18 protein-coding genes are annotated in these 24,065 nt (G+C 47.1%); 14 read left to right on the forward strand and 4 right to left on the reverse strand.

Annotation, left to right across the window (positions count from 1 at the left end):
* Positions 1-4: 4 nt before the first annotated feature.
* The 8 genes from FJ444_RS05310 to FJ444_RS05345 all read left to right on the forward strand — a co-directional run bounded on the left by FJ444_RS05310 (position 5) and on the right by FJ444_RS05345 (position 9,170).
* Positions 5-541, forward strand: coding sequence for a DUF2878 domain-containing protein (locus FJ444_RS05310; RefSeq protein WP_181405070.1), 537 nt, complete (start codon positions 5-7; stop codon positions 539-541).
* Between the two features lie 207 nt (positions 542-748).
* A complete protein-coding gene (locus FJ444_RS05315; RefSeq protein WP_140956877.1) occupies positions 749-1,297 on the forward strand; it encodes a hypothetical protein in 549 nt (182 codons plus the stop codon).
* A 236-nt stretch (positions 1,298-1,533) separates the two neighbouring features.
* Positions 1,534-3,030 (forward strand): sodium/proline symporter PutP, encoded by a 1,497-nt coding sequence (gene putP / locus FJ444_RS05320; protein WP_140956878.1) that lies wholly within the window; start codon positions 1,534-1,536, stop codon positions 3,028-3,030.
* 14 nt (positions 3,031-3,044) lie between these two features.
* Positions 3,045-4,154 carry a glutamate 5-kinase gene (gene proB / locus FJ444_RS05325; protein WP_140956879.1) on the forward strand — a complete coding sequence of 370 codons (1,110 nt, stop codon included), beginning with the start codon at positions 3,045-3,047 and terminating at the stop codon, positions 4,152-4,154.
* Positions 4,151-5,398, forward strand: coding sequence for a glutamate-5-semialdehyde dehydrogenase (locus FJ444_RS05330; RefSeq protein WP_140956880.1), 1,248 nt, complete (start codon positions 4,151-4,153; stop codon positions 5,396-5,398). Before proB ends, FJ444_RS05330 begins: the two co-directional genes overlap by 4 nt.
* Positions 5,399-5,541: 143 nt before the next feature.
* Positions 5,542-6,429 carry a mechanosensitive ion channel family protein gene (locus FJ444_RS05335; protein ID WP_255439029.1) on the forward strand — a complete coding sequence of 296 codons (888 nt, stop codon included), beginning with the start codon at positions 5,542-5,544 and terminating at the stop codon, positions 6,427-6,429.
* Positions 6,430-6,695: 266 nt separating this feature from the next.
* Positions 6,696-8,807, forward strand: coding sequence for a polyribonucleotide nucleotidyltransferase (gene pnp, locus FJ444_RS05340; protein WP_140956881.1), 2,112 nt, complete (start codon positions 6,696-6,698; stop codon positions 8,805-8,807).
* Between the two features lie 60 nt (positions 8,808-8,867).
* Positions 8,868-9,170, forward strand: a complete 303-nt coding sequence (locus FJ444_RS05345; RefSeq protein WP_140956882.1) for a DUF1244 domain-containing protein — start codon at positions 8,868-8,870, stop codon at positions 9,168-9,170.
* A gap of 76 nt (positions 9,171-9,246) precedes the next feature.
* On the opposite strand, the gene cdd is transcribed toward FJ444_RS05345, so the two are convergent.
* Complete coding sequence (gene cdd / locus FJ444_RS05350; RefSeq protein WP_370298010.1) at positions 9,247-9,684, reverse strand: cytidine deaminase; 438 nt, start codon at positions 9,682-9,684, stop codon at positions 9,247-9,249.
* A 96-nt stretch (positions 9,685-9,780) separates the two neighbouring features.
* Here cdd and nlpI point away from each other — a divergent pair, with 96 nt between their 5' ends.
* Entirely contained in the window at positions 9,781-10,659 is an 879-nt protein-coding gene (gene nlpI / locus FJ444_RS05355; RefSeq protein WP_140956996.1) for a lipoprotein NlpI, read from the forward strand.
* An 8-nt stretch (positions 10,660-10,667) separates the two neighbouring features.
* A complete protein-coding gene (locus FJ444_RS05360) occupies positions 10,668-12,173 on the forward strand; it encodes a tetratricopeptide repeat protein (RefSeq protein WP_140956884.1) in 1,506 nt (501 codons plus the stop codon).
* Here the strand turns inward: FJ444_RS05360 and cysZ are convergent.
* Entirely contained in the window at positions 12,148-12,897 is a 750-nt protein-coding gene (cysZ, locus tag FJ444_RS05365) for a sulfate transporter CysZ (RefSeq protein WP_181405071.1), read from the reverse strand. The two genes, FJ444_RS05360 and cysZ, sit on opposite strands and share 26 nt — an antisense overlap.
* 221 nt (positions 12,898-13,118) lie before the next feature.
* On the opposite strand from cysZ, the gene smc reads away from it, so the two are divergent.
* The 3 genes from smc to ligA all read left to right on the forward strand — a co-directional run bounded on the left by smc (position 13,119) and on the right by ligA (position 19,958).
* Positions 13,119-16,583, forward strand: a complete 3,465-nt coding sequence (gene smc / locus FJ444_RS05370) for a chromosome segregation protein SMC (protein ID WP_140956885.1) — start codon at positions 13,119-13,121, stop codon at positions 16,581-16,583.
* Between the two features lie 21 nt (positions 16,584-16,604).
* Entirely contained in the window at positions 16,605-17,849 is a 1,245-nt protein-coding gene (gene zipA, locus FJ444_RS05375) for a cell division protein ZipA (protein ID WP_140956886.1), read from the forward strand.
* Between the two features lie 75 nt (positions 17,850-17,924).
* The gene (gene ligA, locus FJ444_RS05380; RefSeq protein ID WP_140956887.1) at positions 17,925-19,958 is read left to right on the forward strand and encodes an NAD-dependent DNA ligase LigA; all 2,034 of its coding nucleotides are present in this window, start codon (positions 17,925-17,927) and stop codon (positions 19,956-19,958) included.
* A 48-nt stretch (positions 19,959-20,006) separates the two neighbouring features.
* Here the strand turns inward: ligA and FJ444_RS05385 are convergent, their stop codons facing one another.
* Complete coding sequence (locus tag FJ444_RS05385) at positions 20,007-20,921, reverse strand: hypothetical protein (protein ID WP_140956888.1); 915 nt, start codon at positions 20,919-20,921, stop codon at positions 20,007-20,009.
* Positions 20,922-21,161: 240 nt separating this feature from the next.
* Entirely contained in the window at positions 21,162-21,689 is a 528-nt protein-coding gene (locus tag FJ444_RS05390) for a DUF2062 domain-containing protein (protein ID WP_140956889.1), read from the reverse strand.
* Positions 21,690-21,772: 83 nt separating this feature from the next.
* Between FJ444_RS05390 and FJ444_RS05395 the strand changes: the two genes are divergently transcribed.
* The gene (locus FJ444_RS05395; RefSeq protein ID WP_140956890.1) at positions 21,773-24,064 is read left to right on the forward strand and encodes a DNA internalization-related competence protein ComEC/Rec2; all 2,292 of its coding nucleotides are present in this window, start codon (positions 21,773-21,775) and stop codon (positions 24,062-24,064) included.
* Position 24,065: the final 1 nt, after the last annotated feature.

Here is a 24,065-nt window from a genome sequence, read left to right on the forward strand (position 1 = left end):
CAGTGTGAAATCAGCAGCAAATTTTTTGGGGTTTCAGTTGATCTGGTGGTTGATGGTTTTATTTCAAAATCAATATGTTTGGGTGGCCTTGATATTGTTTGTGTGCCATTTTTTTATGGTAAAACACCCATGGATAGAGGGGGGAACCCTGCTTGGGGTGGCTTGTGCGGGGATTGCGTTAGACAGTTTGCTCACGATTTCGGGTATGTTTGCTTTTCCACAACAAAGCATAATGAGTGGTCTTATCCCCATACCGATATGGCTCGTCGCACTCTGGATTAGTTTTGCTGCAACACTCAGACACAGCTTGTCCTATCTGGCGCGACGGCCAATGATAGCCTCAATATTAGGCGGGGTGGGCGGCCCTTTGAGTTACCTGGCAGGAGAGCGCTTTGGCGCCGTCGTATTCGGATACTCATCAGGTTTAACGTTAATCCTGTTAGCGTTTTTATGGGCATTGCTGATGCCGCTCGCATTTGTTTACATCCATTACCTGGAAAACAGACTATCAGGCGTGAAAAATCTTCAGGGCAATGTGTAAATTTAGCACTGGTTGTTTTGTCTGAGCTTATCCCTCTGGTTAACCAATCTCAACTGCTCACTTTTATTTCTTTATTTTTCAATATCTTTTCTTAATAACGCCGGCATTTTTTCTGAGCTGATAGCTGGCTTATTGTTTGCAATCCGTAATGGGTAAATCTTCAGGCATATGGGTTTTTTGCCTCAAAAAAACAATTCGGAGTTTGTTATGAATTTACCTCTTCATCAAACAACATCAAACGTTGAACAACCGGTTTCTGGCCATGTTGTACACAAGGCATTATTACCTGAATATCTGACTGTTGGATTATTGGTTGAGTGCTGGAATGACGCGTTAGATAGCGCTGCGGCTTTGCTTGGAAGCACACTGGGCAATGCAGGGATAAAACTTAAAATTATCAGTGCTGAAGAGCTTATCAGGCCCAATGAGTCGTTAGCAGGCATGGTGGGATTAATTCTGTCTGTGCATGATAAAACCGATGGTTTGTATGTCCCTAAGTTGGCTGCGCGATTAGCCAACTATGGTAGTACTGTGTTGCCCGATTGCACCTTGTTAAGTTGCATCGATACCAGTGATGCAGGCAAGCGGGCTGATGTGATCCGATGCATTGAAGCCCAGATTTTAGCCCGACAGCAACGCTGGCAATGGATTGGTTTGCCAGGAAATCGACATTCCGATGGCAACATTGTGAACTGGATGCGATCTGTTTGTGTGCAATGCAGGGCACAGGCTAATCAAAAAGCGTTCGCCATGTAGCATTTAATTAGTTTGAGTAGAAGTAATGTATTCATTGGGTTTTATTAAATTTTTTAAAATTCAAGTAGCACTGAAGTGAATGTAGATTAAATTTTTGTTACATTTGCAGGGTTTTATTATCATTTAAAACGCTGTCCTGTCCAAAAACACCGTTGCGCTTGTAATTAGTGCTCTAATCATTATAATTCGTTCACTAATTAATTGAGTGGAAAAATCGAAAGGGGTATTTTTCATCCATGGCGTTAGAAAGCTATTTCTCGTTAACAGTCTATTTTATTGCAATGTTAGGCATAGGGCTGTTTGCTTATAACAAATCAACCAGTGATATCTCCGGGTACATACTGGGAGGTAGACAGGTTAGTCCACAAGTAACGGCCTTGTCTGCAGGCGCGTCTGACATGAGTGGATGGATGCTAATGGGATTGCCCGGCGCTATGTTTGTTGCAGGTTTTGACGCGCTTTATATAGCTATCGGGTTGGTAGCAGGCGCGTTGGCAAACTATCTGTTGGTTGCCCCCAGGCTTCGTGTTTACACCGAAGTTGCTGACAATTCCTTAACGGTTCCCGAGTTTTTCGGTAAACGATTCGGCGATGCAAATGCCAGTATCCGTATTGTCTCCGCTGTCATTATTGTTCTGTTTTTCACGCTTTACACATCGGCTGGGCTGGTTGCTGGTGGGAAATTATTTGAAAGCGCGTTTTCGCTAAATTATCAGTGGGGCTTAATCATCACGCTGGCGGTGGTGGTGTCGTACACCCTGTTAGGCGGATTTCTGGCGGTAAGTCTGACGGATTTTGTTCAGGGATGCATTATGTTTGTCGCATTGGTGCTGGTTCCTGTGGTGGCATTCACGCGCTTTGAACAATTGGGGGATGTCACTGATGCGGCGTTTCAGTCAATCCCTTCTCTTAGCGAATCCTGGCAAAGTGCAACTTTGATAGGGCTGGTGTCCAGTTTAGCCTGGGGGCTGGGCTATTTCGGTCAACCACACATTATTGTGCGGTTTATGGCAATCCGTTCTGCCAAAGACATAGGTACAGCACGGAATATTGGGATGTCGTGGATGCTGGTAACTATTATTGGTGCGCTGGCTACCGGGTTCACTGGTATTGCTTATGTCAATCAGTTTGGGTTGGCGGTAGATGATCCTGAGACTATTTTCATCGTGTTTTCAGAGATTCTGTTTCATCCGTTAATCAGTGGATTTCTAATGGCAGCAATTTTAGCCGCTATTATGAGTACGATTTCTTCGCAGTTGTTGGTGTCTGCAAGTTCACTTACTGAAGATATTTATCGGGTGGTAAGTAAGAAAGACATTAGTCAGGCGCAAACGGTATTGATTGGTCGTTATGGTGTAGCGGGCGTTGCTTTGATTGCGCTGGCCCTGGCCTGGGATGCCTCTAACACAATATTGTCACTGGTAAGCAATGCCTGGGCAGGTTTTGGGGCCGCATTTGGCCCGTTGGTCCTGGCTTGTTTGTATTATCGTAAGTTAACTCATCGCGCGGCGATTGCCGGCATTATCAGTGGTGCCGTTACTGTGTTGTTGTGGATTTATGTACCGGTACTGGAAGGCGGTGAGACCCTCAGTTCTGTGGTGTACGAGATTGTGCCTGGTTTTATTGTTAGTGCTATTACGCTTGTTATCGTATCGGTATTTAGCCAGGCCCCATGTCGTAGCGTACAGGCAACATTCAAACAAACTAATCAGGTTTTAGCAGATTTATCATAAGGTTTATGAAAAGAATGAGTTGTTCAAATTGGAAACGCATAGTCGTTAAGGTTGGCAGTGCATTGATTGCACCAAACCGTCAGGGATGCAGTAGTCACTATTTATTAAGTATTGCGCAGTTTATTGTGCGTTGTCGCGCAAGGGGTATTCAGGTGGTGTTGGTATCGTCAGGATCAGTAGCTGCGGGTGCGCATCTTTTTCCGGAGCAAAATAAAAAGGACATCGCAATAAAAAAGGCCATGGCCGCAGCGGGTCAAACGGAGATGATGGCAACCTGGGATAAACTATTTGATTTCCCATCGGCACAGATACTTTTAACACATGCCGATTTACGCGATCGCGAGCGTTATGTCAGTATCAGAGATACCATTTTTACACTGCTGGATCACGGTGTTCTACCCATTATTAATGAAAACGATACCGTCACCACCGACAAGCTAAAAGTGGGCGATAACGATAATTTATCAGCCATGGTTGCAGCTTGCGCAAATGCAGACGCGCTGGTCATCTGTTCAGACGTCGATGGTTTGTACAATAAAAATCCGCATAAGCACCCTGACGCCAAACTGTTGTCCTGGGTAGAGACTATCGATGAAAATATTTACGCGATGGCAGGCGGTGCCGCAGAAGAGGGTGTAGGAACTGGCGGTATGCAAACCAAAGTGGAAGCGGCGGAAAAGGCAGTTTCGCATGGCATAGACACTTTTATTATTAATGGCTTTACCGAAAGATCGTTTAATCTGTTATTAGAAGGTAAAAACCCTGGCACGCATTTTCAGGCGTATGCACAACCAATGAAAGAAAATATTCATTGGATGACACATACATCAAATGCACAAGGCGAAGTGGTGATCCATGAGGACTTTACAGAATCACTGGATGGCAACGTGGATTCGCTTACCAGCAAGGAAATTATCGATGTAAAAGGTGAGTTTTCAGTTGGAGATACTATCCTTGTGCGCCGCGAAGACGGCACCAAGCTAGCGAAAGCCAAATCAAATTACAGCAGCTGTTTACTGAATTTTATTGCCAGTCAGGACAATAAGGACTTTGCGTTACAATTTGAGCAAAAGACCGGTCCAATTATTTCTGAACAGCACATAGCAGTACTGGAGAACAAATGAGTTTAATTAGCGACATTGCAAAAAACACCGCGCGAGCAGCCAAAGTGCTGGCGGTGCAGGATGAACAAACTAAAAATAAGGTACTGGCCGATATGGCCGCTGCCATTCGGGATGCCAAAGACCATATTATTGAAGTGAACACCGCAGAAGTTGCAGCAGGCAGAAACGCTGGGTTGGACGACGCTATGCTGGACAGGTTGACGCTGACACCGGCCCGCATTGAAGATATGGCTCAAGGCATTGAAACCATCATTTCACTGGATGATCCAGTTGGCCAGGAACGCGACATCACCGATAGACCAAATGGGCTAAAAATCCGCAAAATGCGAGTGCCACTGGGTGTGGTTTGTATGATTTATGAAGCGCGCCCCAATGTAACGGCTGACGCTGGAGCACTGTGCTTTAAATCGGGTAATGGCGTGATTTTAAGAGGTGGAAAAGAAGCGCTAAACACCAGTCTTGCCATCGCTGAATTACTGCAGGACGTGCTGCGTAAACACGCCTTGCCCGAGGCGTTGATCAGTGTTATTCCGGATCCTGACCGGGCGTTGATGCAGGAGCTGATGGAACAAACTGACACTATTGATGTGATTATTCCAAGGGGCGGTGAAGGTCTTATCCGCTATGTTACTGAAAACAGCAAAGTGCCTGTTATTCAGCATTTTAAAGGCGTTTGCCACCTTTATGTCGACAAGGACGCCGACTTGACTATGGCGATGTCACTGTTGGTTAATGGTAAGACTCAGCGAACGGGCGTGTGTAATGCGCTGGAAGGACTGGTAGTTCACCAGGCTATTGCAGGCGATTTCTTGCCGCAAGTAGCAGCAATGTGTGAAGAAAAAGGTGTGAAGGTTCATGTGAATGCGGCTGGCGCAGCGTATTTTACTCAGGCTGATGTGATTGCAGATGACGCCTTCGGTGAAGAATATCTGGGTCTTGAGATTGCTATTCGGGTGGTGAACGACTTTAACCAGGCACTGGCTCACATCGATGAATTTGGCAGCCACCACACTGAGGTCATTTGTACGCAGAATGACACTACTGCACGCTTGTTCCAACGCGCAGTAGATGCCTCTGCGGTAATGGTGAATGCGTCCTCTCGCTTTAACGATGGCAGTCAGTTAGGTTTGGGCGCAGAAATAGGTATTGCCACCACAAAACTTCATGCTTATGGTCCTATGGGGCTGGAATCACTCACAACAGAAAAATATCTGGTTTTGGGAAGCGGGCAGATACGTGAATAGGCTATACTGTTCGGACAGGTAGCCGAGTCGCATTTTTTCATCGATAAACCAGATGATTACCTCAGGTGAGTCGGTTACAATTCGGTTTTTAAGGTCACCGTGCTCTGTCACGGTGATTTTTTTCGTTAAAGAGGCAAATTAACGTGAATGAAACTGTTGAGTATGGGTGGTCACTGATCCTGGAATTTGCTCAATCGCATAAACTCCTGACATCCCTATTCATGGTGGTCCTGTTTCTGGCCGTCAAAAAAATTCTGATCAAATTATTACGCCATCAGAGTAAGCGCCGTGGCGAAGACAAGCGTCATTCAATCAACACCATCGACCAGCTTGGTAACGCATTGCTGGTGGTGTTGTTATTAACGCTGTGGGCAAACGAATTGCAAAGCCTGGCATTGTCGATTGCCGCCTTTATGGTGGCAATTGTGTTTGCAACCCGGGAGCTTATTCAGTGTTTTATTGGATTCGTATATTACATGACTACCCGACCTTTTCGCGTAGGAAATTGGGTGCAACTGGGCAATCAGGTTGGTGAAGTGGTTGAACTGGACTGGGCCAAAACCACGCTGTTAGAGGTTGACCCAGAGTCCTATACCTATACCGGAAAACACGTTTATGTGCCAAATAATCAACTTATGAATCAGGTGGTAAAAAACCTCAATTTCCTGCGCCGCTACCGACTGCATAATTTTCAAATCACCAATGAACCCCTGGCCAATCCCTATGTACTGTTAGAGCCTTTTCAGGCCACGGTAACTGAGCATTGTGCGCATTTTAGGGTCGTTGCTGAGAGGTACAAGAGTCTGATTGAACGCAATCTCGACGCAGGCTTTATCAGCATTGATCCTGAGATTGAAATTGTGACAAATCACCTGGCAAAAATCATCATCAAAATTGGCTTGTTTTGCCCATCCGATGAAGCTTTTACGCTAGAGCAGAAAATCAGGGCAGACTGGTCCACACTGTGGTTTAAAGAAGTACAACGTCAACAAAAAGAAAACGGTATCGCGGGCCCGATTCTGCAAGGCTAACAATGACCTTGCTAAATCGACGGTTATTTTTGCGTAAAAAAAGTAGGGTAGTCTTATTATTTGATCTATGAAAAGGCCGCGCAGATTTCATTAAATATACGGAATCTCATAAATTAGGACCCAGCCTGAGCTGAATACACTGCTCAATAGCGGTAAAATTTTGCATTTGACCCGATTAGTTATTGGTAAAGATATTGTATCGCCGCTATACTAAGCGCCGCGTTTAAAAGCGAAGAAATCGTAAAGAAAGAATTAAAGGATAAATAGTGACTCCTATTACAAAAACATTCCAGTATGGTCAGCATACTGTGACTCTTGAAACGGGTGTAATTGCCCGTCAGGCAACCGCTGCAGTAATGGCCAGCATGGACGATACTACGGTACTGGTAACTGTTGTGGGCAAAAAGGACGCGAAAGCGGACCAGGATTTTTTCCCGTTAACGGTTAACTATCAGGAAAAGACCTACGCTGCCGGTAAAATCCCTGGTGGATTCTTCAAGCGTGAAGGTCGTCCGTCAGAAAGTGAAACACTGATTGCACGTCTTATTGACCGCCCAATCCGCCCATTATTCCCTGATGGCTTTAAAAACGAAGTTCAGGTTGTGGTAACCGTTGTGTCTGCCAACCCTGAAATTCCTACCGACATTATTTCCATGATCGGCACCTCAGCTGCATTAGCAATTTCAGGTATTCCGTTCAATGGCCCAATTGGTGCTGCGCGCGTTGGCTATGCTGACGGTGAGTATGTGTTAAATACACGTACTACTGAACAGGAAACCAGCAAACTTGATTTGGTGGTTGCGGGTACTGAAGGCGCTGTTCTGATGGTTGAATCAGAAGCCAGCGTATTATCTGAAGACGTGATGTTGGGTGCGGTTATGTTCGGTCACGAACAACTGCAAACAGTAATTACTGCAGTAAACGAGTTTGCTGCTACAGTTGCTACACCCAAATGGGATTGGGTAGCACCGGTGGAAAACACCAGCCTGAAAGACAAAATCAAAGCACTTGCCCTGGAAGGTATGACTGCGGCTTATCAGATTTCTGACAAGCTTGAGCGTAAAGATGCAGTTATTGCGGTAACTGAAAAAGCCGCAGCTGAAATTTTGGCTGCTGATGAAGAGCTGGATAGCAAAGAAGTATTTGATTTATTGCACGAGCTGGAAAGTGACGTAGTACGTTCACGCATTCTGGCTGGTGAGCCGCGTATCGATGGCCGCGATCCTACTATGGTGCGTGCACTTAACGTTTCAACTGGCGTATTGCCACGTACTCACGGTTCAGCTGTGTTTACCCGTGGTGAAACTCAGGCGCTGGTAGTGGCTACTTTAGGTACTGAGCGTGATGCACAGATGATCGACGAACTGTCTGGTAAGAAAGACAGCCGCTTCATGCTGCATTACAACTTCCCTCCGTACTGTGTGGGGGAAACAGGTATGATCGGTTCTCCTAAGCGTCGTGAAATTGGTCACGGTCGTTTGGCGAAGCGCGGTATTCAGGCGGTAATGCCGAGTGAAGAAGAATTCCCGTACGTTGTGCGTGTTGTATCTGAAATCACTGAATCAAATGGTTCGTCTTCAATGGCGTCTGTTTGTGGTACATCGCTTGCTCTGATGGATGCGGGTGTACCAATCAAAGCATCTGTTGCAGGTATCGCGATGGGTCTGGTGAAGAGCGACGACAACTTCGTAGTTCTGTCAGACATTCTCGGCGACGAAGACCACCTGGGTGACATGGACTTTAAAGTAGCGGGTACCACTGAAGGTGTTACGGCGCTGCAAATGGATATCAAGATCGAAGGTATCACTAAAGAAATCATGCAAATCGCACTGAAGCAGGCGAAAGAAGCCCGCTTACATATTCTGAGTGTGATGGACCAGGCGCTTGGTGGCCACCGTGAAGAAATGAGTGAATTTGCACCACGCATTTACACGTTGAAAATCGATCAGGACAAAATCCGTGATGTTATCGGTAAAGGCGGGGCGATGATTCGTTCAATTACTGAAGAATCAGACACCAGCATTGAAATCGAAGATGACGGTACTGTTAAGATTTTTGCAACTGAGCGTGCGAAAGCAGAAATTGCGATTGCGAAGATCGAACAGGTAACTGCTGAAATCGAAGTGGGTAAAACTTACCACGGTAAAGTAACTCGTATCGTAGATTTCGGTGCGTTTGTTGAAGTATTGCCAGGTAAAGAAGGTCTGGTACACATTTCGCAAATCGCCCACGAGCGTGTAAACAAAGTAAATGATTACCTTGAAGAAGGTCAGATGGTAGACGTGAAAGTGATGGAAATTGACCGTCAGAACCGCGTTCGTCTGAGCATTAAAGAGTTGCTGGAAAAGCCAGCAAAGTCTGAGTCAAACGAAGAGTAATCGATAGTTATCGAATGAAAGGGGCATTGATTGCCCCTTTTTACTTTGTAGGAGAAAACCATGGATAAAGCCACACAAAATGCCATCGAAGCGCAGGTATTTCAAAGGTTGATCGCCCACCTGGATGCCAATAAAGATGTGCAGAATATTGATTTGATGATCCTTGCAGACTTCTGCCGTAATTGCCTGGCAAAGTGGTATAGCAAGGCCGCGGCGAATGAAGGCATTGAGATTGATTACGAAGCTGCGCGGGAAATTGTGTACAAAATGCCGTACAGCGAATGGAAAGACAAGCATCAACAACCCGCTACTGAAGAACAAATGGCGGCATTTAATGCACGTCAGGCCGCTAAAAAAGGTTAATCGCGGCGTTCGGCATGTACAAAAGCGGCGCGCAGACCGCTTATGGCTATGCGAATGGGTAATAACTACAGATTGATTAACGTTGCGGTGTGAGGGTGAACCCTTGCGGTAACAATTCTCCCACCGTTGTTGAAATGCTCTTGCCGTCAGGCGTGATCATCACTACAGGTGTCGACTTGTCGGCAAACTCAGCAATTTTTTGTCTGCATCCGCCACACGGATAGCAATACGTTTCGGTAGGACTGGCAATCACTATTTGCTTAATTGACGTTGCGCCCTGAACAATCATACTGCCAATTGCAGTAGCTTCTGCACACTGTCCAAGTGGATAGGCTGCGTTTTCTACATTACAGCCATAATATACATTGCCATCATTGGCCTCTAAAGCCGCACCCACTTTAAATTTTGAATAAGGGGCATAGGCATGTCGTTGTGCGTTTAGCGCTGCACTTTTTAAATTTTCTAACAAATTAATTTTCCTGTTTCTGCGTTGTTGTACGATTGTTCTTCGCACTATTTTTCTTTTTTCCTGACACGACAGTGCATGAACTGAGGTATCTTCTGTTATAGTACCTACAACTGGAATGGATTGGACAGAAAAATTTATCATATGCTGTATCGTTTGAGTGCAATTTTATTGGTAATTGGTCTGGCTGGCTGTGTACAAACACCAGACACTGCAAAGCAAACTGAAATGGGAAACCTGTTGGTACCTGAACCTGCGCCTGTCAGCGTGCGTTCGCAAGTCGCCATTGCCCGTTTCGAGCAGATATTAACTAATGCTCAACTCACCGACAGCGATAAAGCGCAAATCCATTTTCAACGCGGTATGCTTTACGACAGCGTGGGTTTAAGCGGTCTGGCCCAGTTTGATTACAACCGCGCTATTAGTTTTAAGCCTGATATGGCAGAAGCTTATAATTCCCTTGGAGTTCACTTGGTTCAACAGCGTGAATTCAGTCAGGCCTATGAAGCATTTGATTCAACGCTGGAAATTGATCCCGATTATGAATTTGCGTTTCTGAATCGCGGTATTGCATTGTACTACGGTGGTCGAGCGGATCTGGCGGTTCAGGATCTGGCAACCTTTGCTGCTAAGGCACCACAAGATCCTTTTCGAGCATTGTGGGCGTACTTTGCCGACAGAGAACATGATCCACTCACATCAAAAAATCTGCTTGCAGAGCGCAGAGCCGCGTTAGCTGAACAACATTGGGCCACCAAACTGGTAGATATGTTTTTAGGAACAGCAACCGAAAATCAGTTGCTGGATTCATTGTTAACCGGTGTTACCAGTGAGAAAGAACTGACAGACCGGTTATGCGAAGCCTATTTCTACCTGGGCAAATACCACGAAGAAAAGCAGCAGCCTGGTATTGCATCCAATTACTTTAAGTTTGCTTTAAGTACGAATGTATTTGAGTATGTTGAGCACCGTTATGCGCGCCTTGAATTAGAGCGCCTGCGCAAAAATACTGTGGCTGAATAACGAACAACATGTTTAGAGCCACTTGTCTGGTAGTATTTACGTCGCTGACAATTGCGGCGGATACCGGCCAGTTATCCTCTCAGCTTATTTACAATGCCCAACAAGCGGAAAATCCAGCATCATTGCTTTGGACAGCGTCTGCACAGGGCAATGAAACCGCGCAAGAACAGCTGCACGCGTACGCAGAATCCAACAATGACGCTTATTGGCTGGAACAGTTAATTGGCATTGGTTATGCGCCTGCCGCATTAACATTGTCGCGTATTGAGGACAATCCCAGGATCTCTGAGCGATTAGTCCGATTAGCAGCCCGTGGTGGGGTAGCGCAGGCACAATACGAATTTGCATTGAGTCGTGATGACTATTCTCATCGGGCGAGTTGGCTGACTGCGGCTGCGGAACAAGGGTTATTTGAAGCACAAACTGCGTTAGCCGACTGGTATTTGTTATATCAACAGCCAGAACTTGCCGAGCCCTGGTTAGCCATTACAGCGGAGCAAGATCCTCAGAGTGCGTTTCAACTGGCCTACTTTCGTTGGCAACAAGGCGACAAAGCGCAAGCTAAAGCGCTTTTTAGTTTTGCAGCTGAGCATGATCACGAAGAAGCGGCTGGCGTACTTTCGGTATTAAACCGTTATGAGCAGACATCTGTAGCAGATATGGCTAGTCAGTTGCGCTCGTCATTACCTCAACAATGGCAATCAGAGCAATGTCGCCAAAAAATACTGCCGGTTGCGCTTGGCCTGGCCGAAGTGGTGCAGGCCGACAGGATTTACCGACAGTTTTATCAGGATCGCCGCTTGAAATCGTTAGCGATTTGCATGGCTCCACCACAATGGCTGAAAAAAGACGCACTCACCTGTGATGCCAATTGGCGGGGGCAAGGCCGTTTGGGTTGTGATATCCGTCCGTTGGCAGATGTGGTTGCAGCGCAGGATATTTCGCATTTTGTTGTGCTGGCCGAGAGTGGAAAAGCTAACGTAAACAACGGCGTAATGTATCTTGATGTGGGCGACACCTACAGTGTGTTTGTACATGAACTGGCACATTTTGTGGGCTTTGTGGATGAATATCCGTTAACAGCCGGGTTAGCCAGAGAATATTGCAGCCGCAAAACTGCTCCTAATCTGGTGTTTTTAGGTGAGATAACCTATGCACCATTGGAGAATATTGATAAGTGGCAGGCAATTGAATTTCCAGTGCAATTAACGCCCGCCCGCACTTGTCGTAACATCCGTCAGCCCAGTTACAAACCCAGTGATCGCATGACGTTTTTAGAAAACCATGACGCAAAATACATTCCACCGCTGTACCTGAGCATTTGGCAACAACGCCTGAATGATCCGTCGGTTCAGCGTACAGTGTCGATGAATTTATTCCAGGCTTTTCAGCGCGCCAAGCAATCTGAGCAGGCTGCATTCTGGCTTGACAGAGTGCGACAGGAGCAAAGCGCTTTTTTACCCCTGCCAAAGAGCACACCTGACGTTGTTACTGAGGCTGAGTCAGCACCTTAGTGCGGTATTCGTTCACCCACATGGCCGTAGCACCACAAATAGCTACCGGCATAACCAGAAAGTTAATAATTGGGATCATGGCCATGACGTTTACCGCAATGCCAAAAGAGTAACTTAAACCTTTGCGTTCACCCAAATGTTTACGCATGGTTCTGAACGGCACTTTGTGGTTGTCGAAAGGGTAGTCGCAATACTGAATGGCCATCATCCAGGCACAGAACAAAAACCACAACACCTGCCCAATAACCGGCAAGAAGAAAAATAACAGTAAAAATCCCAACGCGCGTGGCAGGTAATACAGCAATTTGGTGATCTCCCGGCTTAACGTGCGCGGTAAGTCTTTCACGATGGCCATCAGCCCTTCGTCTCCCAGACTTTGCCCGGTAAGATGGCGTTCTACTTTTTCAGCCAGCAAGCCGTTGAAGGGGGCGGCAATCCAGTTTGCCAGGGTACCAAACACCAAAGCAAAGGAGAGCAGGATACTGATCACGGCGAGTGGCCACACAAAAAAACTAATGGCTGATTTCAGCCAGCCTAACCAGGAAGGGATTAAACCGGTAATGTAATCAATGGCTCCCTGAATTTCACCGATTAAAAAATAAAATGCCATTGAAAACAGCACAAGATTGATGAAAAGCGGCACGAATACAAATCGCTTTAAGCCTTTGGTGGTGATCAGGTCGAAGCCTGATGCAAAATAACCTATTCCACTGCGATGAGGCATAGTGACTCCATAAAATACAACAGAAATCAGTATAAAAGTCTTAGGGATAACAGTGAATTGTTAATTGTTACAGTTGATGATCTTTGTTACATTCAGGCAATAATAACAACCAACAGTGCGCACGTGATCCGTTTACCTCACGACAGAAATCGTCCGGGAATCATTACATCCCGGCTAATGCCCGCTGTCCGCTCGAACTGCTGTCGATGCGGAGGTGTGTTATGCGACTGAAAAAAATCAAACTCGCTGGGTTTAAATCATTTGTCGATCCAACCAGTATTCCTTTTCCTGGTGATATGACTGCCATTGTAGGCCCCAATGGTTGTGGTAAATCTAATGTAATCGATGCAGTCAGATGGGTGCTGGGCGAAAGCTCGGCGAAAAACCTGCGTGGCGACGCCATGACGGATGTTATTTTTAACGGCTCAACTGCGCGCAAGGCCGTGGGGCAGTGCAGCGTTGAACTGGTATTCGATAACAGCAGTGGCCGAATCGCGGGCGAATACGCCAAATACAACGAACTCTCAATCAAGCGAGTAGTTACACGCGATGCCACCTCAACCTATTTTTTGAATGCCAGTAAATGTCGCCGTCGTGACGTCACTGATTTGTTTCTGGGGACCGGGTTAGGCCCGCGCAGCTACGCCATTATTGAACAGGGCATGATTTCGCGGTTAATTGAATCCAAGCCACAGGAACTTCGGGTGTTTATTGAAGAAGCCGCCGGCATTTCCAAATACAAGGAGCGCCGTCGCGAAACTGAAAATCGCATACGCCATACTCAGGATAACCTAGAAAGACTGGAGGATGTGCGGGCCGAACTTGGACGCCAGCTCGACAAATTACAGCGTCAGGCGGCAGCGGCCCGACGTTATAAAACACTCAAAGCCCAGGAGCGGCAACTCAAAGCTGAGTTGGCGGCTATTCGCTGGTTAAAGCAAGACGATCACTTGCAAAAATTGCTCAGTCAGCAAGAGCAGGTGAAAACCGAGATTGAGGCGTTAACCGCTAAACAACGCGGTGATGAAGCTGGCATCGAGAAATATCGGGTGGCAGCCCAGGAGCACAAGCAAGTACTGGATACGTTACAACAATCGCTGTTTACTGTGAGTGCGGCGATTTCCAGACTTGAGCAGTCTGCTCAGCATAATCAACAGCGCCGTCAGCAAATTCAGCAGGAACTCAACACGCTAAATGACCAACTGGCTCGGTTAGGCGACACGCAGGGGCATTTGGTTTATCAGCACGAGACCTTGTCGGAATCATTGTTGAACTTAGAGCCTGAGTATGAAATGAAGCAGGCTTACTGTGAGCAGCTCGATATTGCCCGGGACGAGGCAGAACAAGCCTTGCAACAACATCAACGAGCGTTTCAGCAGGCTGATCAGGGCTACCACCAATTAAAACAGCAAGTACATACCCACCACAGCAAAGTACAAACTCTGCTGCAAATGCAAATGCGCACTCAGCAACGAATTGGCGAACTGGAGCAGGAACTCAAAGAATATACCCAGGATGATTTTGAGACACGTTTAATGCAGTTAGAAGCAGAAAAAAGTGACCTTGAAATTCAGGTAGAAGCACTGTCAGAGGCATTACTTGAGGCGGAAACAGAGCAAACAGAAGCGCGTTCAGCACTTGCTAATAGCAATGCAGCGCTGTTAGCCGCGAAAGGCGAATTACAATCCCTGCAGTCTCAACATGCGGCTTTAGACATCCTGCAAAAAGCATCGGCACCACAACAAGCACAACCCGAAGAGGCAATTGCATTATGGGAATGGTTAACGCCAAAGCCAGGCAAAGCAGCGGTTATTGAGCACGTATTAACGCTGTTGGGTGACGCTCAGGTTTTGCGAGACTGCTCATTACAAAGTGGTATATCTGCGCAGGCTTCGTTTACGGCAGGTTTCCATTATTTTACCGAAGGCCAGTTTACTGAGTCTAAATCACCGGGTTCGGTAGCGTCGCTTGTTGAGAACCCTCAAGTCCCCGCCATTTTTAACCACATTGGTGTGGCAAAAGATGTCGCGTCTGCCCAGGCTTTACTTGGGGCTTCCCCCTTTAGCCTTTTTGTAACGGAAACCGGAGAGTGGCTGGCACAGGATTGGTTGCGTATTGGCAAGAAGGACGAACAGGCAGGGCAGTTGCAACGGGCGCAAACCCTTGCCAGACTTGCCGGGGATATCCTGCGCGGCGAAAACGCGGTGGCTGAATTGACCGGGCAGGTTACGCTAACCGAAGCCAGGCTAAATGCATACCAGGATAATTTAAAACAACACCAGAGCCGTTTGTCTGCGGAACAGAATGCGTTGCAGCAGCGAGAGCATCAGGTTCAGTGGCTTAAAGAGCAGCAACAACAGCAGCAACAGAAGCGCCAGCGCTTGCATGATGAACTGGCACGCCAGAAGGATCAGTTTGAAGAGGAAGCTATCGAACTGGCCATGTTGAATGAAAGTTTAGAAGCACTTGAGGAGCAACTGGCAGAACAAGCCGCTGCACAGGAGCAACTTGACGCTACCCGGCAATCATTGCAACAAAAGGTGGCCAGTCAACGTGCGCAGTATGAACAATATACCCGTGCCTTGCATGAGCAGGCACTCCAATTACAGGATCTGCGCAATAAACTGCAAAGTGCCGCTGCCCAACAGCAACAGCTTGAAAGCCAGGTGCAAGATGTGAATCAACGAAAAGACGCATTGGAACGTGAACTGTTAGCCTTGTCCAGTCCGGAAAATGAACAAAAGGCTCAGTTGCAGGCTTATCTTACTGATAAAGAACAACTCGAAGAACAAAAAAGCGAGCAACAACTGGCACTGGAGCATGCTGAATCCATGCTGGCAGAAGCCATGCAGGGCCAGCAGGGACAAATGGCGACCATTGCCAAGCGACAGCAGGAACTCGATAGCCTGAAAATTGAAGCCGAAGGCGTGAGAGTAAGAGGAACGGCCATCCTCGAGCAGCTTAACGAACTGGATGTGACACTTAAGAACGTGCTGGAATCCTTACCTGCAGAAGCGCAGGAGAAACCCACTCAAACGGAGCTGGAACAAACCAGTGCTGCTATCAGTCGTCTTGGTGCGGTAAATCTGGCAGCAGTTGAGGAGTATGATATTCAGGCCGAGCGCAAAACCCATCTGGACACGCAGTTTACCGACCTAACCGATGCATTGGATACGCTGCAAAACGCGATCAGGAAAATTGACCGCGAAACCCGTACTCGTTTCAGCCATACGTTCGAACAGGTCAACGAGGATCTGAAGCAATTGTTCCCCAAAGTTTTCGGTGGCGGCTCTGCTTATTTAGCATTAACCGATGATGACCTGCTCGAAACCGGGGTAACCATAATGGCCCGACCGCCCGGAAAGAAAAATAGTACAATTCATTTGCTTAGCGGTGGAGAAAAAGCGTTAACCGCTTTATCATTGGTGTTTGCAATTTTCAGATTAAATCCGGCGCCGTTTTGCCTGCTAGACGAAGTAGACGCGCCTCTGGATGATGCAAACGTGGGGCGCTTTTGTAAGCTGGTGTCGGAAATGTCGAAATCAGTACAATTTATTTATATTACCCATAATAAGATCGCAATGGAGATGGCCAGTCATTTAACCGGCGTAACCATGGCAGAACCAGGCGTTTCCCGTATGGTTGCTGTGGACGTCGAAGAGGCCGTTTCATTGGTAGAAGCATAATTTCACAGGGCATAGAAATCGATGGAAGATGAATTACGTTGGTCACTGCTACTGCTGGGTGGTTTTTTTATCATCGGCGTACTGGCACATGGCTTATGGAATATTCGCAAAAACAACAAGGCCAAAAAGCCCCCGCGTGTTGAGCCCCAGGACTGGCAAGTGGATGAATCTGACGACGACCCCGATTCGTCAGAACAGTTCGACGAATACGGTATTGGATCTGTGCGCGTCGTGAGTGGTGAAAAGCCCTCATCTCAAGCACCCTCGGTTCACGCCTCCGAAGACGAGGACAGTGTTTTGCTCGAACCTGATGGGGCTGACGATGATACAGGGAACCAGTCTGAGTCTCCCGAAAAGACGCGAACTGTTGTAGCTCAGGAGCCTCCTGTTGCACCAAAGGTTGAAAAAATTTACGCGTCAGTAGTGTCAAATCCAAAGCCTCAATTTGGCACCAAGGAAGCTACAGCAGACAATATTGATGTGATGCCAGCACCGCCTTCATTTTTACTGAAAGGCGAGCAGGCGGCTGCGAAGCCTAAAGCACAAGCTGAATCAGACGACAAGAGTGAACCGGCAATCGATTTCTCGCTTGATGCGCCGCTTGGTCCGGACGCACGTCAGCAAAGAACAGCTGCTCAGGATGATAAAGTTGAAATCGCTGTGGAATCCGCGTCAGTTGAAAAAAATACGCTGCGCAAAAAAGTCAAACCAACCGTTCGCCGTCGTCAGGAACCCAATTTTGGTGATGATGAGCAAATGCAGATAAATTTTGATGATGCACAAAAGTCAGCGCAATCTCACTCTGCCAAAGCAAGTCCCGGTAATGCGAATGTCGACCAGGAAGTATTGATTCTCAACGTACGCGCTCCAGAAGATGCGCCAATCAGTGGTGCTGCGTTATTGCCTATGTTACTTACGCTTGGTTTTAAATTTGGTGATCAGGATATTTTTCATCGTCACGTTAATTCTAACGGCAAGGGCCCGGTGTTGTTCAGTTTAGCAAATATGTTTAAACCGGGTAATTTTGATATTGATAACCTGGAAAATTTCACTACGCGCGGTGTGTCGTTGTTCATGTTATTACCTATTGAGGGTGACCCTCATCAGGTGTTCAACATGATGCACAATGCTGCACGTAAAATTGCTGATGAGTTTAATGCTCAGGTGCTGGATGGGCGCCGCAGCGTATTAACCAAGCAAGGCCTTCAGCAATATGTAGAAAAAATCCGGGATTTTGAACGCAAACGGATGATTGCCAGACACTAATTTTGCCAGGGCTGGTAACGCCAGCCCGTCTAACCTTCTTTCGCACGCTGCCAGCGTGTTTTATGAGACAGCTTCATGAATACACAATCCATTAACGCGCAATTAGAAGCGTTGCGCGACACTATTAACGAATATAACTACCAGTACTATGTGCTGGATAATCCCACCGTTCCAGACAGTGAATACGACCGCTTGTTCCAGTCGTTAAAAGCACTGGAAGCCCAACATCCTGAACTCATTAGTGACGATTCTCCTACACAAAAGATAGGCGGGCAGCCCTTGGGATCCTTTGAGCAGGTAACCCATGAAGTACCGATGTTGTCGCTTGATAACGCCTTTAGCGAAGACGAACTCAATGCATTTGAAAAGCGCATCAAAGACCGGTTAAAGGATACGGCAGCGCTACCTTTCAGTTGTGAGCCCAAACTCGATGGACTGGCCGTGTCTATTTTGTATGAAAATGGCCAACTGGTAAGAGCCGCTACCCGGGGGGATGGTCAGGTCGGTGAGAACATTACTGCGAATGTACGCACCATCAGCAATGTGCCACTCAAATTAAGGGGGACACAGTTTCCAGAGCGGCTTGAAGTGCGTGGTGAAGTGTTCATGCCTAAAGCCGGCTTTGAAAAATTAAACAACAGTCAACGCGAAGCGGGTTTAAAGGTGTTTGCCAATCCGCGTAATGCGGCAGCGGGGAGTTTACGTCAGCTCGATTCACGCATAACAGCTAAACGGCCACTGATGTTTTATACTTATTCACTTGGCGTGGTCGCGCCTGATTCTTTTGCGTTACCCGTTTCGCATTCTGCTCGTTTACGGCAATTGGCAGACTGGGGATTACCATTGTGTCCTGAAGTGGATACCACAACGGGTGCGAATGGCTGTTTGGCGTACTATGAACGAATATTAGCGCAGCGCGAGGCATTGCCCTATGACATTGATGGAGTGGTATTTAAAGTGGATACCATTGCGCTTCAGGAGCAATTGGGCTTTGTAGCCCGGGCGCCGCGCTGGGCAATTGCGCACAAGTTTCCTGCACAGGAAGAAATGACCCGTTTGCTGGATGTTGAATTCCAGGTAGGACGAACAGGAGCCATTACGCCTGTTGCACGGCTGGAGCCCGTATTTGTAGGCGGGGTAACCGTATCAAATGCCACATTGCACAATCAGGACGAAATAGATCGCCTGGGTGTGATGACCGGCGATACCGTTGTAATTCGCCGTGCTGGTGACGTGATCCCGCAGGTTGTCTCTGTTGTTACTGCTAAACGACCAGCCGATGCTAAGGCGATCGTATTTCCGCAGACCTGTCCGGTGTGTGATTCTCATGTTGAAAAACTGGATGATGAAGCGGTTGCTCGATGTACCGGTGGTTTGATCTGTGGCGCACAGCGCAAACAGGCGTTGAAACATTTTGCCTCACGCAAAGCCATGGACATCGACGGATTAGGTGACAAATTAATTGATCAACTTGTTGATGCGGATTTATTGCATACGCCGGTAGATATATTTCACCTGTCTTTGCCATCGTTAATACAACTGGAGCGCATGGGTGAGAAGTCAGCGGTGAATTTGATTAATGCTATTGAAGCATCAAAGCAAACCACACTGGCTAAATTTCTTTATTCCCTTGGGATCCGGGAAGTCGGCGAAGCCACAGCCCTTAACCTGGCCATACACTTTACGTCATTGGACGCGATAAAGCAGGCGGATGTCGAAACATTGCAAACCGTGCAGGATGTGGGCATTGTGGTTGCCCAGCACATTGCCAATTTCTTTGCCGAAGCGCATAACCTTGAAGTGATAACCGGCCTGATTGAGGCGGGTGTTCATTGGCCTGCCATCGAAGCGCCGAAGATAGAAGAACAGGTGCTTTTGGGTAAAACGGCAGTGGTAACAGGTACGTTGAGCGTGTTGTCCCGTGATGAGGTAAAAGCGCTGCTTCAACAAGCGGGTGCCAAAGTAGCAGGCAGTGTTTCAGCAAAAACTGATTTCCTGGTAGCAGGAGAAAAGGCCGGCTCCAAATTAACCAAAGCGCAGGAATTGGGCGTCGAGGTGTGGGACGAAGCGCGTTTGATGTCTTTCCTGAATGATCAGGGATTAGTCTAGATCATGTAAAAGTGCAGCGTTAATGCTGCACTTCCCGGGTACATGCGGTTAGCGCTTAGCTCTGGCTATACTCAAAGCCGTAGCCATTACAAGCATGTAAATTGCGGTTGGCGCATTCACGGGCGATGCAGGTATGCCGGACATGTCTGCGTAACTGTGACCAATGATGATGTCGCCGTTTATCAGGCCGTCTATACCCGCATCCAGCAGGCTGACACCTTCAAATATAAAACGCAGTGCGTTGACCTCCATGGAGCAATAGCCGGGCATTGCGCATTGGTTAACTTGTTGATTCAGGATCAAATTTAGCCCGGCAATACCGGCAAAATCGATAAGCTGGAAGTTAGGCGTTGAACCAGCCAGTACATCGACAGATATCCCCTCGGCAATCAAGTCAACCTGCTCCCCCAGGAAAAAGATGCTCAAATCTTCTATCATCGAACTGCCTGTGGCAGTAAACGTGTTCCAGTCTCCAGATACTTCAGCATAGCTATTCAGTGTGGTACTGCTTATTGCTAATAATGCGCTCAAATTGAGAGGAAACGTGGTATCGGTCACGCTTGCGGCAAGACTACTTACCTCGCTGTACGCTGACGTTGTTCTGTTGCCGGCATTGCCGTCGGTGTCTGATATTATTTGGCTTGAAAATACACCGGCTGATGCAAATACGCTTACGTCTTGTATTTCGCTGAGGGTAGTAGTGATATTTGTTGCCAGTGACAGAGCAGTATTGGACATGTCATAGGCGCTTGGCGCTGTCTGTTGAAGTAAGACTGGCAATGTTGCATTAGCTTGTGCCACAGCAACACTCTCAATGTCGATTTCGAGATTAACACCTAGTCCGTAAGCATTGCTTTGGCTTGAAATTACGGTAGCCATTGCAGTTGTTGATAATAGCGACAAACCCACTAACAACCCGCAATGGGTGGTTTTACCTAAACCGGTTTTAATACGATTTTTCATTATACCTCTCCACAACATCTCAATGTGTATTTCCTGTAACAATCCAATGTGAGGTAGGTCAGCAGGCCCGATATCGTTCCTCAAACTGGTGTTGGCATCATTGTTAATGATGTGTAAATGGTAGGTCGTATTTTGTACGATTATTATAGGTAATTACCCCTAAACTAGTTTAGGGGACAGCGCGCCTTTTAATAAAGGGGTGAAGAGACAATGAATTTCTTAGGAATTGGTATTAATCATTCAGGCTGCATTTTGACTGCGTTTTAGCTTACGGGCTTGCCAGGCTTTACGAACCGAAAAGCGCCACAGCCAGTTAAGACTGTAATACCCGGCAATACCAAATACAACGGAGCAAATGCCGCAGCCCAGCAAGAAAGCTGGTCCTATGGTAGACAGTGAATTCACCACCCATTCCCATGTTGGTTCAAAATGAAATGCCTGAGAATCGGTCCCTAGTACAGTAGAGCCAATCAGGTAGGCGCCATAGAATATAGGCGGCATGGTAAAGGGATTGGTAATCCACACGGTTGCGATTGATAGGGGGAGATTAACCCGGCAGGGGATCGCCGTGGCGGCAGACAACCACATTTGGAACGGTACTGGCCAAAACGCAAAAAACAGTCCGATTCCAAACGCACCGGCAGCCGATTTTCGATTCAGATGCCACAAGTTCGGCTCATGCAGAATAGTGCCGAATACTTTTAATGCTCGATTGTTTTTGATCGACTGATGATCAGGCAATAAACGCTTTATGAACTTTTTAGGCATACCTATCAAACTATTTTGACAACTGAGTCATTTGGGTGAACGGACACATAACAGGCAGTATTACAACAGGTTTTTGTTGCGCAATGGTGTCGTCACAATGGTGGACATCCATTCCATCAACCACTACACAGTATGTGCTGATAACCGTTGCTGGAATACTACTCTTTGTTGCACAACAAGGCAAAAAGCGACCTTTGTTTTTATTGACTAACGTCAATCAAATACTGGTGTGGCTCGCTATTGGCTCATGCGCAGGTATCCTTTGGGCAGCGAGTGTAGGCCAAAGATACCTTCACTGGCAACAGCTGGGTGGTGAAATTCAACAAGATGTCACAATTGAAGGACGAATTGCTGACATTTCACACAGTCGGCGCAGCGATAGACTAGTGCTGGATCACTTACGGATTGATGGCGAGCCCTGGCCATCATCATTAACCTGTCTGATTTATTACTATGAACCCACGAAACAATTCCGGGTAGCCCAGAAAGTGCGGCTGCAGGCCAGAGTGCGACCAGCCAGAGCGGTAGCCAACCCCGCTGGTTTTGATACGCAAAAATGGTATGTCAGCCAGAGTATTGTTCGTACAGGATATGTGCAGGGCGAACAGATTCAACTGATGGAACCCTCTTTATCACCGCGTTCGCGGCTACAACAAAAACTGCTTAGCCTGGAGGTACCCGGCAAGAAATGGCTGAATGCGCTGATGTTTGGCGATCGCAGCGGGTTCAACGAGGACGATTGGAGATTACTGAAGCAATCCGGCACGGCGCATTTATTTGCGATTTCCGGTTTGCACCTTGCGGTGGCGGGTGGGGTAATCGTAGTGGTTGTGCAGATCGTCACCTTGTTATTGTTCAGCATGACAAGCGTCAGGCGAGGTTCACTGCTACCTATTCAGTGGGTATGTATGCTGGCAGGCAGCACGGCATACGCGTATTGCGCAAACTGGCAAGTCTCGGTGATTCGGGCCTACGTGGTGTTGTGTTTGTTTATTTGCCTATGCTGGTGGTCTAAACGAATTGGACGGTGGTTAATGCTGATGCTAACAGCAACCTTGTGCATGGTTGTTGAGCCCACGGCTATATACGGCATTGCCTTGTATCTGAGTTTAGGCGCGGTCGCTGTGATCATGGCTGTACACTGGCGATGGCAAAGCCGATTTACGTCCGACAAACCTAAATGGCAACAGTTTTTAACAATGCAACTGATGTTAAATGCGGGACTTGTTCCTCTTACTCTGGTTGTTTTTCATTCGGTTAGCTGGGTGTCTGCCATCGTGAACCTGATTTATGTTCCGTTGATTAGTGTGTTGATCGTACCTGCTTGCGTGGTTGGCTTATTGTTACTTGCCTGTCTACCCGAAAATTCAGTATTTATTTATGAATATCTTAATGTATTGGGTGAGTTAATCAGTAGATCGATTGATGGTTTACAACACTTGATCACGTGGATAATGTTGCACGCGGATTCGGTATTGATTGATACCAGTCAGAAGGGGCTTATTTTTCTGTGCACACTGGCTTTGTTGGTATTTGTGTTGCCATTTCGCGCTAAAAAGAAGCTGATAACCTGTTACGTCATTGGTGGGGTACTTTTTTCATTAAGCTTTATTCTGCCCCAAAATAACTGGGAAATTCATTACTTTGACGTTGGTCAGGGCAATGCGTCATTAGTTACGCGTAACGGCAAGGCAGTAATATTTGACACTGGCGCCGCCTACGGCGACACAGGCGGCTATGCTCAGCAGGTGTTATTGCCATTTCTACTCTATCAAGGCCTGTCACCGGAGCTTGTGATCATCAGTCATTTTGACAATGACCATGCAGGTGGTCTCGATGCAATTATGCAGGCCTATCCAAATATTCGTGTAGTGTCACCAAAGGCTGGATGTGTCGGAGGTTCCCAGTGGCAATGGGAGGGATTAACGTTTGAGCTTTTATGGCCAAATGTGATGAACGATGAGGTGTATTCTGAGAATAATCTCTCGTGTGTAGTGAAAGTGTCGGGCAATCAATTTTCAGCACTCTTTCCCGGCGACATTGAAGCCCTGGCCGAAGAGCAGCTCACTGCTACAGGCGCTGTTGATGATACCGTGTCGCTGCGCGCGGACGTTTTGTTAGCTCCCCATCATGGCAGTGCGACATCTTCAACGCCGGGATTTATTGAAGCGGTGTCGCCTGATCTGGTGGTATTTTCACAGGGCTGGTTAAATCGATGGGGCTTTCCAAATAAACACGTCGTCAATCGTTATCAGCAGCGAAAAATACACACAATTAACACCAGTCGTTCAGGTTATCTGAAATTGACGTTTAACAAGACAATAACGACAGAGGAATACCGGTTGTCAGGTCCCTGGTACCACAAATCATTTTGAA

The sequence above is a fragment of the Aestuariibacter sp. GS-14 genome (assembly GCF_006494365.1).
GTDB classification, from domain to species: Bacteria; Pseudomonadota; Gammaproteobacteria; order Enterobacterales; family Alteromonadaceae; genus Alteromonas; species Alteromonas mangrovi.

What these genes read in the sequence shown, in the direction of transcription:
- FJ444_RS05315 (WP_140956877.1), top strand. Translation starts at nt 749, where the DNA reads ATGAATTTACCTCTTCATCAAACAACATCAAACGTTGAACAACCGGTT.
- putP (WP_140956878.1), top strand. Translation starts at nt 1,534, where the DNA reads ATGGCGTTAGAAAGCTATTTCTCGTTAACAGTCTATTTTATTGCAATG.
- proB (WP_140956879.1), top strand. Translation starts at nt 3,045, where the DNA reads ATGAGTTGTTCAAATTGGAAACGCATAGTCGTTAAGGTTGGCAGTGCA.
- FJ444_RS05330 (WP_140956880.1), top strand. Translation starts at nt 4,151, where the DNA reads ATGAGTTTAATTAGCGACATTGCAAAAAACACCGCGCGAGCAGCCAAA.
- FJ444_RS05345 (WP_140956882.1), top strand. Translation starts at nt 8,868, where the DNA reads ATGGATAAAGCCACACAAAATGCCATCGAAGCGCAGGTATTTCAAAGG.
- nlpI (WP_140956996.1), top strand. Translation starts at nt 9,781, where the DNA reads ATGCTGTATCGTTTGAGTGCAATTTTATTGGTAATTGGTCTGGCTGGC.
- FJ444_RS05360 (WP_140956884.1), top strand. Translation starts at nt 10,668, where the DNA reads ATGTTTAGAGCCACTTGTCTGGTAGTATTTACGTCGCTGACAATTGCG.
- cysZ (WP_181405071.1), bottom strand. Translation starts at nt 12,897, where the DNA reads ATGCCTCATCGCAGTGGAATAGGTTATTTTGCATCAGGCTTCGACCTG.
- smc (WP_140956885.1), top strand. Translation starts at nt 13,119, where the DNA reads ATGCGACTGAAAAAAATCAAACTCGCTGGGTTTAAATCATTTGTCGAT.
- zipA (WP_140956886.1), top strand. Translation starts at nt 16,605, where the DNA reads ATGGAAGATGAATTACGTTGGTCACTGCTACTGCTGGGTGGTTTTTTT.
- ligA (WP_140956887.1), top strand. Translation starts at nt 17,925, where the DNA reads ATGAATACACAATCCATTAACGCGCAATTAGAAGCGTTGCGCGACACT.
- FJ444_RS05385 (WP_140956888.1), bottom strand. Translation starts at nt 20,921, where the DNA reads ATGAAAAATCGTATTAAAACCGGTTTAGGTAAAACCACCCATTGCGGG.
- FJ444_RS05390 (WP_140956889.1), bottom strand. Translation starts at nt 21,689, where the DNA reads ATGCCTAAAAAGTTCATAAAGCGTTTATTGCCTGATCATCAGTCGATC.
- FJ444_RS05395 (WP_140956890.1), top strand. Translation starts at nt 21,773, where the DNA reads ATGGTGTCGTCACAATGGTGGACATCCATTCCATCAACCACTACACAG.